This is a genomic window from Xylophilus rhododendri, from assembly GCF_009906855.1.
In the GTDB taxonomy this organism is placed as follows: Bacteria; Pseudomonadota; Gammaproteobacteria; order Burkholderiales; family Burkholderiaceae_C; genus Xylophilus; species Xylophilus rhododendri.
In genome coordinates this window covers 1522067-1536890 of sequence record NZ_CP047650.1, presented here as the reverse complement: position 1 = coordinate 1536890, position 14824 = coordinate 1522067, and the positions used below count along the sequence as shown (strand labels likewise).

The 14824-nt window shown below is 68.8% G+C and carries 11 protein-coding genes and 2 pseudogenes; 11 read left to right on the top strand and 2 right to left on the bottom strand.

Annotated features, from left to right (window positions below):
* Positions 1–897 carry an AraC family transcriptional regulator gene (locus GT347_RS06965; RefSeq protein WP_160551271.1) on the bottom strand — a complete coding sequence of 299 codons (897 nt, stop codon included), beginning with the start codon at positions 895–897 and terminating at the stop codon, positions 1–3.
* Positions 898–1000: 103 nt separating this feature from the next.
* On the opposite strand from GT347_RS06965, the gene GT347_RS06960 reads away from it, so the two are divergent.
* The 4 genes from GT347_RS06960 (at position 1001) to GT347_RS06945 (ending at position 4796) form a co-directional block, all read left to right on the top strand.
* Positions 1001–1762, top strand: a complete 762-nt coding sequence (locus GT347_RS06960) for an SDR family oxidoreductase (RefSeq protein WP_160551270.1) — start codon at positions 1001–1003, stop codon at positions 1760–1762.
* A gap of 143 nt (positions 1763–1905) precedes the next feature.
* Positions 1906–2907, top strand: a complete 1002-nt coding sequence (locus tag GT347_RS06955; RefSeq protein WP_160551269.1) for a Bug family tripartite tricarboxylate transporter substrate binding protein — start codon at positions 1906–1908, stop codon at positions 2905–2907.
* Positions 2908–2920: 13 nt separating this feature from the next.
* Entirely contained in the window at positions 2921–3910 is a 990-nt protein-coding gene (locus tag GT347_RS06950; protein ID WP_160551268.1) for a LysR substrate-binding domain-containing protein, read from the top strand.
* A 76-nt stretch (positions 3911–3986) separates the two neighbouring features.
* Complete coding sequence (locus tag GT347_RS06945; RefSeq protein ID WP_229722767.1) at positions 3987–4796, top strand: aspartate dehydrogenase; 810 nt, start codon at positions 3987–3989, stop codon at positions 4794–4796.
* A gap of 15 nt (positions 4797–4811) precedes the next feature.
* Here GT347_RS06945 and GT347_RS06940 read toward each other — a convergent pair whose 3' ends face one another.
* Entirely contained in the window at positions 4812–5522 is a 711-nt protein-coding gene (locus GT347_RS06940; RefSeq protein WP_160551266.1) for a GntR family transcriptional regulator, read from the bottom strand.
* A gap of 188 nt (positions 5523–5710) precedes the next feature.
* On the opposite strand from GT347_RS06940, the gene GT347_RS06935 reads away from it, so the two are divergent.
* The 7 genes and pseudogenes from GT347_RS06935 to GT347_RS06910 all read left to right on the top strand — a co-directional run bounded on the left by GT347_RS06935 (position 5711) and on the right by GT347_RS06910 (position 14777).
* The gene (locus GT347_RS06935) at positions 5711–7156 is read left to right on the top strand and encodes an amidohydrolase family protein (RefSeq protein ID WP_160551265.1); all 1446 of its coding nucleotides are present in this window, start codon (positions 5711–5713) and stop codon (positions 7154–7156) included.
* A 31-nt stretch (positions 7157–7187) separates the two neighbouring features.
* Positions 7188–8786 (top strand): ABC transporter substrate-binding protein, encoded by a 1599-nt coding sequence (locus GT347_RS06930; RefSeq protein WP_160551264.1) that lies wholly within the window; start codon positions 7188–7190, stop codon positions 8784–8786.
* Positions 8787–8803: 17 nt separating this feature from the next.
* Complete coding sequence (locus GT347_RS06925; RefSeq protein WP_160551263.1) at positions 8804–9745, top strand: ABC transporter permease; 942 nt, start codon at positions 8804–8806, stop codon at positions 9743–9745.
* A gap of 10 nt (positions 9746–9755) precedes the next feature.
* Complete coding sequence (locus GT347_RS06920) at positions 9756–10634, top strand: ABC transporter permease (protein ID WP_160551262.1); 879 nt, start codon at positions 9756–9758, stop codon at positions 10632–10634.
* A 21-nt stretch (positions 10635–10655) separates the two neighbouring features.
* A complete protein-coding gene (locus GT347_RS06915; RefSeq protein WP_160551261.1) occupies positions 10656–12293 on the top strand; it encodes an ABC transporter ATP-binding protein in 1638 nt (545 codons plus the stop codon).
* A 55-nt stretch (positions 12294–12348) separates the two neighbouring features.
* Positions 12349–12687, top strand: a pseudogene (locus GT347_RS27450) (PAS domain-containing protein); the annotation flags it as partial.
* Positions 12688–12744: 57 nt separating this feature from the next.
* Positions 12745–14777, top strand: a pseudogene (locus GT347_RS06910) (ATP-binding protein).
* The last annotated feature ends 47 nt before the right edge of the window (positions 14778–14824 follow it).

The following is a 14824-nucleotide window of genomic DNA, read 5'->3' as shown; positions in this document are numbered from 1 at the left end:
CTACCGCGCACGCGCGAACCGCCCAGGCGCCACACCCACATGCCGGGTGAAGGCCACGGTGAAGGTGCTGGGCGAGCTGTAGCCGACCTGCGCCGCCACGTCCGCGATCGGCCCCTCGCCGCGCCGCAGCAGTTTCTTGGCCAGGGCCATGCGCCAGGCCAGCACGTATTCCATCGGCGGCACGCCCACGGCGCGGCTGAAGCGCTCGAAGAAGGTGGTGCGCGACATGGCCGACATGCGGGCCAGCAGGGCCACCGTCCAGGAGTCGCCCGGTGCCTGGTGGAAGCCGCGCAGCGCCAGGGCCAGCCGCTCGTCGGACAGGCCGCGCAACAGGCCGGGCGAGGCCACGGCGTCGCGGGAAGAACGCAGGGCCTCGATCAGCATCAGCTCCAGCAGCCGCTCCAGCACCACCTCACGCGCGGGCCGCTGGCTGCGCGCCTCGTCCACCACCGCCGACACCAGCACCGACAGCCGTGCCTCGTCCCGCACATGGACCAGCCGCGGCAGCAGCGACACCAGCAGCGCGGTGTCGGGCGAGCCCAGCTCGCAGTGGCCGATCAGCATGCGGTGCTCGGCCTCGCCTTCCAGCTCGCCGATGCGCATCTCGCCGTTGGGCATGCAGACGGGGTCGGCGCATTCCTCGTCCTCGGGCAGGGGATCGAGGCTGCTCATGGTGAAGGGCAGCCGGTTGGGGATGAGCACGAAGTCGCCGGTCTCGACGGTCACAGGATCCAGCCCCTGCGGCAGCAGCCGCGCTGCGCCGTGCAGCATCACGAAGAACATCGGGTCGCGGCCCTCGGGGCAGCGCACCCGCCAGCGGCCGGCGCCCACCGCGATCTTCGAGTACGTCATGCGTGGCTGCAGCAGGGTGACCACGTCGGCCAGGGGATCGGTCATGTCCGGACGATCTCGAATGATTAAAGGATTTTCTATTGTAGATAGACGGGTTGTGGCGTCCTAGAGTGCGGGCTTGTACCTCGTTATCCAGGAACCGACTCTCATGAAAACCGTCCTCATCACCGGCTGCTCCTCGGGCTTCGGCCAGGAAGCCGCCCGCCATTTCCTGGCCCAGGGCTGGAAGGTCGTCGCCACCATGCGCACGCCCGATGCGGCGCTGCTGCCGCAGTCCGAGCATCTGCGCATCCTGCCGCTGGACGTGGCCGACGAGGCCAGCATCCGCGCCGCCGTCGCGGCCGCCGGGCCCATCGACGTGCTGGTCAACAACGCGGGCGTGGGCTTGCTCGGCGCCTTCGAATCGCAGGCGATCGGCGTCTGCCGCGAGGTCTTCGAGACCAATGTGCTCGGCCTGATGGCGCTCACCCAGGCGGTGCTGCCGCAGATGCGCGAGCGCCGCGCCGGCGTGGTGGTGAACGTGGCCTCCACCGTCACCCTCAAGGCCCTGCCGCTGCTGGCCGTCTACACCGCCAGCAAGGCGGCGGTGGTGGCCTTCACCGAGGTGCTGGCGCTGGAGCTGGCGCCGCTGGGCGTGCGCGCCCGGGTGGTGCTGCCGGGCATGGCCCAGTCGACGAAATTCGGCGCCAACGCCATGCCGCGCTCCATGGTGGCCGCGCCGGACGAATACGCGCCGATGCTGCAGCAGGTGATGGCCGGCTTCCAGAACTACAGCGGCCCGGTGACCCGGGAGGCGCAGGTGGCCGAGGCCATCTGGCGCGCCGCCACCGACGAGGCCAGCCCCTTGGCACTGCCCGCCGGCGACGACGCCGTGGCGTGGGCCGCCACCCAGCCGGCCCGCGTGGCCTGAACCGGGGCAGGGCGGGCGGGGCGCCCCACGGATTAGCGGGACTCGCACGTGGTCCGAAAAATGCTCGCTTGCCGGTCGGGCTGCCCCATCCCTAGGATGAATCCACTTCGCTTTCCATCCGGACAGCCCACAGGAACATCCGCATGCCCGTCTCCAAGATCCGCCGATTCGGCCTGAGCGCCTGCGCCGCGCTGGGCGCGCTGCTCGCCCTGGCCGGCCTGCCCCAGGGCGCCGTCGCGCAGGAGCGTTTTCCCGCCAAGCCCATCCATGTGGTGGTGCCCTTCCCGCCGGGCGGCATCAACGACACGGTGGCGCGGCCCATCCTCAAGAAGATGGGCGACTTGCTCAACATCGGCTTCGTCATCGACAACCGCCCCGGCGCCAGCGGCACCATCGGCACCGCCGCGGTGGCGCGTGCCGAGCCCGACGGCTACACCCTGCTGCTGGGGGCGGCCAGCACCATGGCGGTGGTGCCGCACATGATGAAGACGGTGCCCTATTCGTCCACCCGGGACTTCGCGCCCATCGGCGGCCTGGCCTCGGTGCCCAGCGTGATGATCTCCGGCCACCCGGCGCAGTTCCCCGACTTCGCCGCCGTGCTGGCCGAGCTGAAGAAGCGGCCCGGCGAGCTGACCTACGGCTCGGCCGGCCCCGGCACCTCGCACCACACGCAGATGTCCTTCCTCAACCTGGAGCTGGGCACCTCCATGCTGCATGTGCCCTACAAGGGCAGCGGCCCGGCCATGGCCGACCTGCTGGGCGGCCAGATCGACTTCCTGATGGACCCGCTGCCCACCACCCTGGCCCAGGTCGGCAGCGGCAAGATCGTGCCGATCGCCATCACCAGCGCCCAGCGCTCGCCCCTGCTGCCCACGGTGCCCACCTTCATCGAGCTGGGCGTGAAGAACTTCGAGGTCAGCACCTGGTTCGGTTTGTTCGCGCCGGCCAGGACCCCGCCCGCCGTGCTGGCCACCCTGACCGAGGCGCTCAACGCCGCATTGCGCGACCCGGCCATCGCCCAGGGCATGGCCTCGCGCGGCATGGATCCACTGCTCAAGTCTCCCGCGGAGATGGCGAAGTACGTGGCCGCCGAGAACCTGTTGTGGAAGGGCGTGATCGAGAAGACGAAAATCGGGCTGGATTGACTCCAGCCCCTTCATGCGCCGAACCCTCCCGCCCCTGGCCACCCTGCGCCCCTTCGAAGCCGCCGCGCGCCTGGGCTCCTTCACCGCCGCCGCCGACGAACTGGCCCTGACCCAGGGCGCGGTCAGCCTGCAGATCCGCAACCTGGAGGCCTGGCTGGGCAAGCGCCTGTTCGAACGCCTGGTGCGGCGGGTCGAGCTGACCGAGGACGGCCGGCAGTACTACGCCGCCTGCCTCAACGCGCTGGAAGAGATCGAGCGCGCCACCCGCAGGATGCTGGCCCAGCGCGACCACCGCATCCTCACCGTGTCCTGCCTGCCGACCCTGGCCACCATGTGGCTGATGCCGCGCCTGAGCGCGTTTTCCTCCGCCTATCCCGACATCGAGGTGCGCGTGGCCACCTCCATCTCCGCCGTCGACCTGCGCGGCAGCGACATCGACGTGGCCCTGCGGGTGGGCAAGCTGCCCGGCCGCCACTACCGCCGCGGCCTGCCCGGCATCGACCTGGTGATGACCGACCGCTGGGACGGCATCGAGGCCGACTACCTGTTCGACGACGTGCTGGTGCCCGTCATCTCCCGCAAGCTGCTGGACCAGGGCGCGGCCATCGACACCGCGGCCGACCTGCTGAAGTACGCCCTGATCCACACCGCCAGCCGGCAGAACGCCTGGCGCGACTGGCTGGCCACCCAGGGCATCGCCAGCCGCAGCCGCAAGGCCTCGGCCGAATACGGCCATTTCTTCATGGCGCTGCAGGCCGCGCAGGAATGCAAGGGCATCGCCATCGTGCCGCGCAAGCTCTTCGAAACCTATGCCGAGCGCGCCCCGGGCCTGGAGATCGCCTTCGAGGCCGAGGTGCCCAGCGCCGGCGAGTACTACCTGCTCACCCACGAGTCCCGCGTCGACAACGCGGCGGTGCGCAAGTTCCGCAAATGGGTGCTGCTGATGGCGCAGGCCGAAGCCCCGCCGGTGGCGCATGCATCAGCCAAACCAATGGCGCGGTGAGCCGTATTCGTTTGTCAGCCCGGGCCGGGCCTTCCTAAGATCGCACCCGACTCGAAAAACCAGAAGGACATCCCAAGTGAAGACCCCCCTCCGCGTCGGTATCGCAGGCCTCGGTGCCGTCGGCAAGAAACTCGCCTCGGCGCTGGACCAGGGCACGCTGCCCGGCCTGACCCTGGCCGCCATCGGCGTGCGCGACGAGGCCAAGGCCCGTGCCTCCATCAGCCTGCAGGGCGAGCCGGTCTTCACCGCGATCGAGCGCCTGGTCGAGCACTGCGACCTGGTGGTGGAATGCGCCCCCTCGGCCCTCTTGCCGCAGATCGCCGCGCCCATGCTGCAGGCCGGCAAGACGGTGATGGTGCTGAGCGCCGGCGCCCTGCTGTTCCACCCCGAGCTGATCGAGCTGGCGCGCGAGCACGGCGGCCAGATCATCGTGCCCACCGGCGCGCTGCTGGGCCTGGACGCGGTGAGCGCCGCCGCCGAAGGCACCATCCATTCGGTGACCATGAAGACCAGGAAGCCGGTGCGCGGCCTGCTCGGCGCGCCCTACCTGGCGGAGAACAACATCGTCATCGAGGGCATCACCGAGCCGATGTGCATCTACCGCGGCTCGCCGCGCGGCGCGGCCAAGGGCTTCGCGGCCAACCTGAACGTGGCGGTGGCGCTGTCCCTGGCCGGCATCGGGCCGGACCGCACGGTGCTGGAGGTGTGGGCCGATCCGCATGCCGAGCGCAACATCCACCAGATCGTGGTGGAGGCGGATTCGGCCTCCTTCACCATGGAGATCCAGAACATTCCCAGCGAGAACCCCAAGACCGGCCGCATCACCGCCCTGAGTGTGCTGGCCGCCCTGCGCAAGATCGCGGCGCCGCTGCGTGTGGGCACCTGAGCGGCCGGGGCCGGGCTATTTGAAGACGTCCTCCAGATCGACGATCTCGTCGGAGGTCTCCAGCTTCACGCTCTCCTCGATGTGGTCGAGGTGGGCCAGGATCAGGCGCTCGGCCAGCGCCGTGTCGCCCTTACCCATGGCCTCGATGATCTCGGCGTGTTCGTCGTTGCGGCAGCAGGTGGTGGTGGGCAGGCTGTAGAGAAAGATCACCAGGCAGCTCAGCGTGGCCAGCTCGCGCATGGCGCGCGCCATCTCGGCATTGCCGGCCAGCTCGCTCAGCACGATGTGGAACTCGCCGGCCAGGCGGATGATGGCCCGCTTGTCGTTGCGCTGGCGGGCCGCGTCCTCCAGCACCGTGTGCTCGCGCAGGCGCTCCAACTTGGCGGGTGTCATGGTGCGCGCCAGGCGGCGCACCACGGCGGGCTCTATCACCCGGCGGGCCTCGAACACATCCCGCGCCCGTTCGATGGAGGGCTTGGCCACATAGGCACCGCGCTGCGGGAACAGCTCCACGATCTGCTCGCGCGCCAGCCGGGCCAGCACCTCGCGCACACGCGGGCGGCTCACTTCGAAGATCTCGGCCAGGCGCTCCTCGGCCAGCTTGGCGCCGGGCTTCAGGCGGTTGTCCAGGATGGCGGCGTAGATGCGTTCGTAGATGTCCGTGGCGCTGGGCGCGCCGCGGTTTTTTTCCGAGGGCTCGTCGATGGTGCGTTCGGAGGTGGCCATGTTCATCAAGGGGTAGGGCGGGTGCACAGCGGCTGTGCATCGTCGGGGCGGTTGCCGGGTTTGACTCTATCTATGTCTACAGCTTTTTATGCGATTGTCTACATTTACTCAGGACATTGTCGCTGGCGGCCGTCACATTTTTGATTGAAATTGTCGACGCCGGCACGCTCCTTGCGAAGGTATCCGTCATGAACGTCACCCTGATCCAGAACGCAGCCTTTGTCGTGGCCTGGGATGCCGCCAGCCAACGCCATGTCTACATGCGCGGCGCGGACGTCGCCTTCTCCGGCGGCAGCATCCTCCACGTCGGGCCCGGCTTCGACGCATCGAACATGCCCGGCATCGAGGTGGTGGACGGCAGCGGCATGATGGTCATGCCCGGCCTGGTGGACATCCACAGCCACCTGGTGCACGAGCCGATCAACAAGGGCTACACCGACGAGACCGGCTCGGCCGGTCTCTACAACAGCAACCTCTACGAGTACATGCCCACCATGCATGGGGACGACGAGGTGGCTCCGGCCCAGACCACGCTGGCCGCGGCCGAGCTGCTGATGTCGGGCGTGACCACGGTGGTGGACATGTCCATCCCGCACGAGCACTGGCAGGACATCATGGTCAAGAGCGGCCTGCGCGCCTTCATCGCGCCCATGTTCCGCTCGGCCCGCTGGTACACCCGCAACGGCCATGTCGTGGAATACGACTGGGACGAGAAGGCCGGCATCGCCTCGATGGAGAACGCGCTGCGGCTGATCGACGCCGCCCGCGCCCATCCCTGCGGCCGGCTCGACGGCATGGTGGTGCCGGCGCAGATCGACACCTGCACGCCCGAGCTGCTGCAGGCCAGCCATGCCGAGGCCGCCAGGCGCGGCATCGGCTGGCAGACCCATGCGGCCCAGTCGCTGCCCGAGTTCCACGAGATCACCCGCCGCCACGGCCTCACGCCTGTGCAGTGGCTGCACAAGCTGGGCGTGCTGGACAAGGGCAGCGTGGTCGGCCACGGCATCTTCGTGGACGACCATCCGGACACCCGCTGGAGCACGGTCAGGGACCTGCCCATCCTGGCCGAGACCGGCGCCACCGTCGCCCATTGCCCCACCGTCTTCATGCGCCGAGGCATGGCCCTGCGCAACTTCGGCCGGTATCTCCGCGCCGGCATCAACATGGGCATAGGCACCGACACCTATCCGCACAACATGATCGAGGAGATGCGCCACGTGGGCTATCTGGCCCGGCTGATGGCCAACTCGCCGCACACCGTCACCACCGGCCAGATCTTCCACGCCGCCACCGTCGGCGGCGCCACCGCCCTGCGCCGCGACGACCTGGGCCGCATCGCGGTCGGCGCCAAGGCCGACCTGGTCATGGTGGACATGACGCACCACCTGATGCGCCCCTCGCGCGACCCGGTGCGCAGCCTCGTCTATGCCGCCGCCGACCGCGCCGTGCACACCGTCTATGTGGACGGCCACCGGGTGGTGCACCGCGGCGAAGTCAGCTCCCTCGACTACCGCGCCGCCTCCGCCGCCGTGGACGAAGGCCAGCGCCGCGCCGAAAAACTCGTGCCCCAGCGCGACCTGGTGGCCGGCCGCTCCGCCAGCGAGATGTCCCCCCTCTCCTTCGACTTCGTCTGACCGACGCAACCCTTTTTTCGAGGAATACGCGATGACCATTGGCAAAACAAGCAAGTCCTGGCTGGGCCGCACCGGCGCCGCGCTGGCGCTGACGGCAGTCGCCACCCTGTTCAACCCGGCGGGCGCCCAGACCCTGTCGGTGGTCATGGCCAGCAAGCTCACCGTGCTCGACCCGGTGCTGACCGCCTCGCACCAGACGCGCAACCACGGCTACATGATCTACGACACGCTGCTGGCGACCGACCTGGACAACAAGATCCAGCCGCAGATGGCCGACAAGTGGACCATCTCGCCCGACGGCAAGACCTACACCTTCACCCTGCGTGAGGGCCTGAAGTTCCACGACGGCGCCCCGGTCAAATCCGAGGACTGCATCGCCTCCATCCAGCGCTGGGCGCAGCAGGACAAGATCGGCCGCCAGGTCATGCCCCTGGTCACCGAGATGACCCCGGTGGACGACAAGACCTTCAAGGTGGTGCTCTCCAAGCCGGTCGACCTGCTCACCGCCCTGGCCCGCCCCAGCGGCCTGCCCAGCTTCATCATGCCCAAGCGGGTGGCGATGACACCGGCGACCCAGGCCATCACCGACTACACCGGCTCCGGCCCCTTCAAGTTCGTCAAGGCCGAGTTCCAGCCCGGCGTGAAGGTGGTCTACGAGAAGAACAAGGACTACGTGCCGCGCAAGGAGGCGCCTAGCGGCGTGGCCGGCGGCAAGGTGGTCAACGTCGACCGCGTGGAATGGGTGGCCATGGCCGACTCCATGACCATGGTCAACGCACTCACCAGCGGCGAGGTCGATTACGTCGAGACCGTGCCCTTCGACCTGGTGCCCATGGTCAAGGCCAGCAAGGGCGTGACCGTGCGCACGCTCGACAAGCTGGGCTACCAGCCCATGTACCGCTTCAACCAGCTGCAGCCGCCCTTCGACAACAAGCTGATCCGCCAGGCCGCCATGTACGCCATCGGCCAGGACGAGACCCTCAAGGCCCAGGTCGGCGACCCCGCCTACTTCAAGACCTGCGCGGCCGTCTTCGGCTGCAACCTGCCGTATTCGAGCAACAAGCACGCCGACATGATCGTGCCCTCGAACATCGCCAAGGCCAAGGAACTGCTCAAGCAGGCCAAGTACGACGGCGCGCCGGTGGCCATCCTGCATGCCACCGACATCGCCATGGCCTCGGCCCTGCCGGTGGTGATGGCGCAGGAGCTGCGCCAGGCCGGCTTCAACGTGCAGCTGCAGGCCATGGACTTCATGACCATGCTCTCGCGCCGCGCCAACCGCGACGTGCCGGCCAAGGGCGGCTGGAGCATCTTCGTGACCACCTGGCACACCAGCGAGATCTCCGACCCGCTGCGCAACTACGGCATCTCGGCCAACGGCGAGAAGGCCTGGTTCGGCTGGCCCACCGTGCCCGCCATCGAATCGCTGCGCGAGAACTTCCTGTTCGCCCGCACCGACAAGGAACGCAAGGACATCGCCGAGCAGCTGCAGGACGTGATGCTGGACGAGGGCGTGGCCGTGACCCTGGGCCAGATCGTCACCGCCGCCGCCTACAGCAACAAGCTCTCGGGCGTGCTGGAATCGCCGGCCCCGGTGTTCTGGAACATCAAGAAGTCCGACGCCAAGTAAGCCCGGGACAGACGCCGATGCTGGGCTACATCCTGCGCCGCATCCTGGCCACGCTGCCGGTGGTGCTGGCCGTGGCCGTGATGGTCTTCTGCCTGCTGCGGCTCACGCCCGGCGACCCGGCGCTGATCCTGGCCGGCGACTCGGCCACGCCGGAGCAGCTGGAGAAGATCCGCGCCCACATGGGGCTGGACCGGTCCATCCCCACCCAGTTCCTCTTGTGGGGCACGCAGGTGCTCAAGGGCGACCTGGGCGTGTCCCTGCATTCCGGCACGCCGGTCACCTCGATGATCGCGGCGCGGGTGGGGCCCTCCTTCGCGCTGGCCGTCTCCACCATCGTGCTGTCGGTGCTGGTGGCGGTGCCGCTGGGCGTGTTCGCCGCCTGGCGGCGCGGCACCCGGGTGGACCGGGGGGTGATGGCGTTCTCGGTGCTGGGTTTCTCGGTGCCGATCTTCGTCACCGGCTACGCCCTCATCATGCTGTTCTCGATGAAGCTGGGCTGGCTGCCGGTGCAGGGCTACAAGCCGCTGTCGGCCGGCATCGGCCCCTTCGCCCAGCACCTGCTGCTGCCCACGGTGGCGCTCGCCACCGGCTTCATCGCCCTCATCGCGCGCATCGCCCGCAGCAGCATCCTGGAGGTGATGGGCGAGGACTTCATCCGCACCGCCCGCGCCAAGGGCATCACCGAGCGCGCCGTGCTGGTGGCCCATGCGCTGGGCAACGCAGCGGTGCCCATCATCACGGTGATCGGCATCAGCATCGCGCTGCTGATCAGCGGCGTGGTGGTGACCGAATCGGTGTTCAACCTGCCGGGCCTGGGCCGGCTGGTGGTGGAGTCGGTGCTGGCGCGGGACTATCCGCTGATCCAGGGCCTGCTGCTGCTGTTCTCCATGGTCTACATCGCCGTGAACCTGCTGATCGACATCCTGTATTCGGTGGTCGATCCCCGCATCCGCTACTAGGACCGTGCCCATGAGTTCCGTTCCCGCCGCCACCGCGCTGCCGCCTGTCCGCCGGCTGCGATCGCCGCTGTTCCGGGCGCTGACCACCGGCCCCGTTCTGGTCGCCCTGGTGCTGCTGGTCCTGATCGTGGCCAGCGCCCTGGCCGCCGACTGGATCGGCCTGGCCGACCCCATGGCCATCGATCCGATGAACCGCCTGAAGGGCTTCAGCGCCGCCCACTGGTTCGGCACCGATGCCTATGGCCGCGACGTGCTCTCGCGTGTCATCCACGGCGCGCGGGTGTCGCTGATGATCGGCGCCGGCACCACCGTCTTCGCGCTGGTGCCCGGCCTGCTGGTGGGTGTGGTCGCCGGCTACTTCCGCACGGCCGACATGGTGGTCATGCGCATCATGGACGGCATCATGTCCATCCCAAGCATCCTGCTGGCCATCGCCTTCGTGGCGGTGACGGGTGCGAGCATCTTCACCGTGCTGGTGGCCATCGCCGTGCCCGAGTTCCCGCGTGTGGTGCGCCTGGTGCGCGGCCTCATCCTCAGCCTGCGCGACGAGCCCTATGTGGAAGCCGCCCTGGCCCAGGGCACCTCCACCCCCATGCTGATGCTGCGCCACCTGGTGCCCAACACCCTGGCGCCGCTGATCGTGCAGGGCACCTTCATCTTCGCCTCGGCCATCCTGTCGGAGGCGGTGATGAGTTTCCTCGGCCTGGGAATGCCGCCCGAGTTCCCTTCGTGGGGCAATGTGATCGCCGAGGGGCGCATGTACTTCCAGCTCAAGCCCGAACTGATCCTGCTGCCCGGCGTGTTCCTGGCGCTGACGGTGCTCAGCGTGAATCTGCTGGGCGATGCGATGCGCGACCTGCTCGATCCCAAGATGGCGCGGAGGGTCTGAGCCGTGTATGAAGCCAGCCCCATGACGGCGCAGCCGGTCCTGCGCATCGAGAACCTGTCGGTCGCCCTGGTCGGCTCGCCCGACGGCAGCGCCCGCAAGGTGGTGCAGGACATCGGCCTGGATGTCTTCGCCGGCGAGACGGTGTGTGTGGTCGGCGAGTCCGGCTCCGGCAAGTCCGTCACCTCCTTCGCCGTGATGGGCCTGCTGGCTGCGGATGCCCTGAAGCCCGTCGCCGGCCGCATCCTGCTCGATGGCGAGGACATCCTGCAATGTTCGCCCGAGCGCCTGCGCACCCTGCGCGCCACGCGTATGTCGATGGTGTTCCAGGAGCCGATGACGGCGCTGAACCCGGTGCGCACCGTGGGCTGGCAGATCGAGGAAGTGCTGCGCGCCCATAGCAAGCTGGACGCGGCCGAACGCAGGCGCCGCACGCTGGAGATGCTGGCCTCGGTGCACCTGCCGGACATCGAACGCATCTACCGCAGCTATCCGCACCAGCTCTCGGGCGGCCAGCGCCAGCGGGTGGTGATCTGCATGGCGCTGGTGCTGAAGCCCCGCCTGCTGATCGCCGACGAGCCCACCACCGCGCTCGACGTCACCACGCAGAAGCAGGTGCTGGCGCTGATCCAGGAACTGCAGCGCTCCAACGACACGGCCGTGCTCTTCATCACCCACGACTTCGGCGTGGTCTCGGACATCGCCGACCGGGTGGTGGTGATGAACCGGGGCCGGGTGGTGGAGACCGGCAGCCGCGATGCGATCCTGGCCCGGCCGGTCGAGCCCTATACCCGCATGCTGGTGTCTTCGGTGCCCAGCCTGGTGCCCGGCGCGAAGAACCGGATCGAGGGCGGCGAGGTGCTGCAGGTCAAGGCTTTGGGCAAGACCTATTCCGAGCGCGGCTTCTTCAAATCCGGCCGCACCGTGCATGCCGCGGCCGAGGTGAGCTTCACCCTGCGCAAGAAGGAGATCCTGGGCATCGTCGGTGAATCCGGCTCGGGCAAGTCCACCGTGGCGCGCTGCATCGCACGCCTGATCGCGCCCAGCAGTGGCAGCGTGAAGATCGCCGGCACCGAGATCGCCCAGGCCTCGCGTGCCCAGCTGCATCCGCTGCGGCAACGCATCCAGATCGTGTTCCAGGACCCGTATCGCTCGCTCAACGCACGCATGCGTGTGGGCGATTCGATCACCGAGGGCATGCGCAACTTCGGCGCCTCCACGGCCGAGGCGAATGCCCGCGCGGTGGAGCTGCTGAACGTGGTCGGCCTCGATGCCGATGCGATGAAACGCTATCCCCACCAGTTCTCCGGCGGCCAGCGCCAGCGCATCTGCATCGCCCGTGCCCTGGCGCTGAAGCCGGAGATCCTGATCGCAGACGAGGCCGTGTCCGCGCTCGATGTGTCGGTGCAGGCCCAGGTGTTGCAGCTGCTGGAGGACATCCGGGCGAAGACCGACATCGCCGTGCTCTTCATCACCCACGACCTGCGGGTGGCGGCGCAGATCTGCGACACCATCGTGGTCATGAAATCCGGCCGCATCGTGGAGGCGGCCGATGCGGAGTCGGTGCTCACCAAGCCCGGCCACGAATACACCCGCCAGCTGATCGACGCCGCGCCGGGCCGGCACTGGGATTTCCGCAACTTCCAGGCCCTGGCCGCCTGAGCCGCAGCCTTCACCCGCTTGCATCCGCCGCGCCAGGGGCCCCCTAGAATCCCCTGTGCGCAAAACCTCGCCCGCTGCTTCTTCCCACCTTCAGAACGTCATCGAGAGCGCGATCGACTTCGCGGTCATCGTGACCGATCTCGAAGGCATCGTCACCGACTGGAATTCCGGCGCCGAGCGGGTGCTCGGCTGGCGCGCCGACGAGATGGTCGGCGGCACCTCGGAACGCTTCTTCACGCCGGAGGACCGCGCCAGCGGCCGGCTGCAGCACGAGATGCAGCTGGCGCGGACCGACGACCGCGCCAGCGACGAACGCTGGCACCTGCGCAAGGACGGCACGCGCTTCTGGGCCTCAGGCGAGCTGATGCCGCTGCTGCACGACGACGGCACGCACTACGGCTACGTCAAGATCCTGCGCGACCGCACCTACCAGCAGGAAGCCGGCGAACGCCTGCGCCAGTCGCAGGACCGCTTCAAGACCTTGCTCGAAACCGTCGAGACGGCATTCGCCATCGTCGAAGTGAAATTCGACGCGCAGGACAAACCCATCGACTACCGCTTCGTGGAAGCCAACCCGGCCTTCGAACGCGAGTCCGGCGTGAACCTGCGCGGCAAATGGGTCACCGAGTTCGCGCCCAACTTGGAACAGTTCTGGTTCGACACCTACGGCGGCGTGGCCCGCACCGGCCAGCCCGCCAACTTCGAGAGTTATGCCGAGGCCTTCGGCCGCTGGTTCGACGTGCGGGCCATCCGCGTCGGCGATCCGAAGGAGCGGCAGATCGCCATCTTCTTCAACGACGTCACCGCCCGCAAAACGGCCGAGGAGCGCCTGAGGGTGAGTGAGGCCGTGGCGCGCGAGAACGGCGAGCGGGTGCAGCTGGCCCTGGCGGCGGGCGCCATCATCGGCACCTGGGTCTGGGACCTGCCGACGGACAAGTTCACGGTCGATGAAGCCTTCGCCGTCGCCTTCGGCCTCGACCCCGCCATCGGCCGCAGCGGCATCAGCCTGGCCCAGGTGGTGGCGACCGTGCACCCGGACGACCAGGCGGGCCTGGCTGCGGCCATCGGCGATGCCATCCGCCACGGCGGTACCTATGCCCACCAGTACCGGGTGCGCCGCGCGGACGGGCAGTACTACTGGATCGAGGCCAACGGCCGTGTCGAGCATGCCGCGGACGGCACCCCGCTGCGTTTCCCCGGCGTGCTGATCGACGTGGAAGACCGCCGCGCCGTCGCCGCCGAGCGCGACCGCAACGCCGCCGAACTGCGCGCCCTCAACGAGACGCTGGAGCAGCGCGTGACCGAGCGCACCGCCGAACTGCTGCGTGCCGAGGAGCAGCTGCGCCAGTCGCAGAAGATGGAAGCCGTCGGCCAGCTCACCGGCGGCCTGGCGCACGACTTCAACAACCTGCTGGCCGGCATCTCCGGCTCGCTGGACCTGATGAACGCCCGCATCGCCCAGGGCCGCCATGCCGACCTGGAGCGCTATGTGAAAGTGGCGCAGGGCGCCACCCGCCGCGCCGCCGCGCTCACCCATCGCCTGCTGGCGTTCTCTCGCCGCCAGACACTCACGCCCAAGCCCACCAACGTCAACCGGCTGGTGAGCGGCATGGAGGAGCTGGTGCGCCGCACCATCGGCCCGCAGATCACGCTGGAGACCGTGGGCGCGGCCAGCCTCTGGCCCGCGCTCATCGACCCGAGCCAGCTGGAGAACGCGCTGCTGAACCTGTGCATCAACGCCCGCGACGCCATGCCCGACGGCGGCCGCATCACCATCGAGACCGCCAACCGCTGGCTGGACCAGCAGGCCGCGCAGGAATATCACCTGGCGCCCGGCCAGTACCTCTCGCTGAGCGTGACCGACACCGGCACCGGCATGATCCCGAGGTGGTGGCCCGTGTCTTCGAGCCCTTCTTCACCACCAAGCCGATCGGGCAGGGCACCGGCCTGGGGCTGTCGATGATCCACGGCTTCGCCCAGCAGTCCGGCGGCCAGGTGCGCATCTATTCGGAGCCGGGCCTGGGCACCACCGTCTACCTCTACATGCCCCGCCACCACGGCGAGGCCGAAGGCGAGGAGCCCGCGGCCAGCGCCGCGGACACCGCCCCCTCGGCCCAGGGCGAGACGGTGCTGATCGTCGACGACGAACCCACCGTGCGCATGATCGTGGCCGAGGTGCTGGCCGACCTGGGCTACACCGCCCTGGAGGCCGCCGACAGCGTCGCCGGACTGAAGATGCTGCAGTCCAGCCTGCGCATCGACCTGCTGGTGACCGATGTCGGCCTGCCCGGCGGCATGAACGGCCGGCAGATGGCGGACGCCGGACGCGAGCGCCGGCCGGAGCTGAAGGTGCTCTTCATCACCGGCTATGCCGAGAACAGCGTCATCGGCAACGGCCACCTGGAGCCCGGCATGCAGGTGCTGACCAAGCCCTTCGCGGTGGACTCGCTGCGTACCGCCGTCAGGAGCCTGCGCGGGGCCTGAGCGGGCATAGGCCGACACCCGCGCGGCCATGGTTGCGTGTTCGTAAA

Coding starts and splice junctions, on each gene's coding strand:
- GT347_RS06920 (WP_160551262.1), top strand. CDS start 9,756: ATGAGTTCCGTTCCCGCCGCCACCGCGCTGCCGCCTGTCCGCCGGCTG.
- GT347_RS06965 (WP_160551271.1), bottom strand. CDS start 897: ATGACCGATCCCCTGGCCGACGTGGTCACCCTGCTGCAGCCACGCATG.
- GT347_RS06955 (WP_160551269.1), top strand. CDS start 1,906: ATGCCCGTCTCCAAGATCCGCCGATTCGGCCTGAGCGCCTGCGCCGCG.
- GT347_RS06960 (WP_160551270.1), top strand. CDS start 1,001: ATGAAAACCGTCCTCATCACCGGCTGCTCCTCGGGCTTCGGCCAGGAA.
- GT347_RS06925 (WP_160551263.1), top strand. CDS start 8,804: ATGCTGGGCTACATCCTGCGCCGCATCCTGGCCACGCTGCCGGTGGTG.
- GT347_RS06935 (WP_160551265.1), top strand. CDS start 5,711: ATGAACGTCACCCTGATCCAGAACGCAGCCTTTGTCGTGGCCTGGGAT.
- GT347_RS06915 (WP_160551261.1), top strand. CDS start 10,656: ATGACGGCGCAGCCGGTCCTGCGCATCGAGAACCTGTCGGTCGCCCTG.
- GT347_RS06930 (WP_160551264.1), top strand. CDS start 7,188: ATGACCATTGGCAAAACAAGCAAGTCCTGGCTGGGCCGCACCGGCGCC.
- GT347_RS06950 (WP_160551268.1), top strand. CDS start 2,921: ATGCGCCGAACCCTCCCGCCCCTGGCCACCCTGCGCCCCTTCGAAGCC.
- GT347_RS06940 (WP_160551266.1), bottom strand. CDS start 5,522: ATGGCCACCTCCGAACGCACCATCGACGAGCCCTCGGAAAAAAACCGC.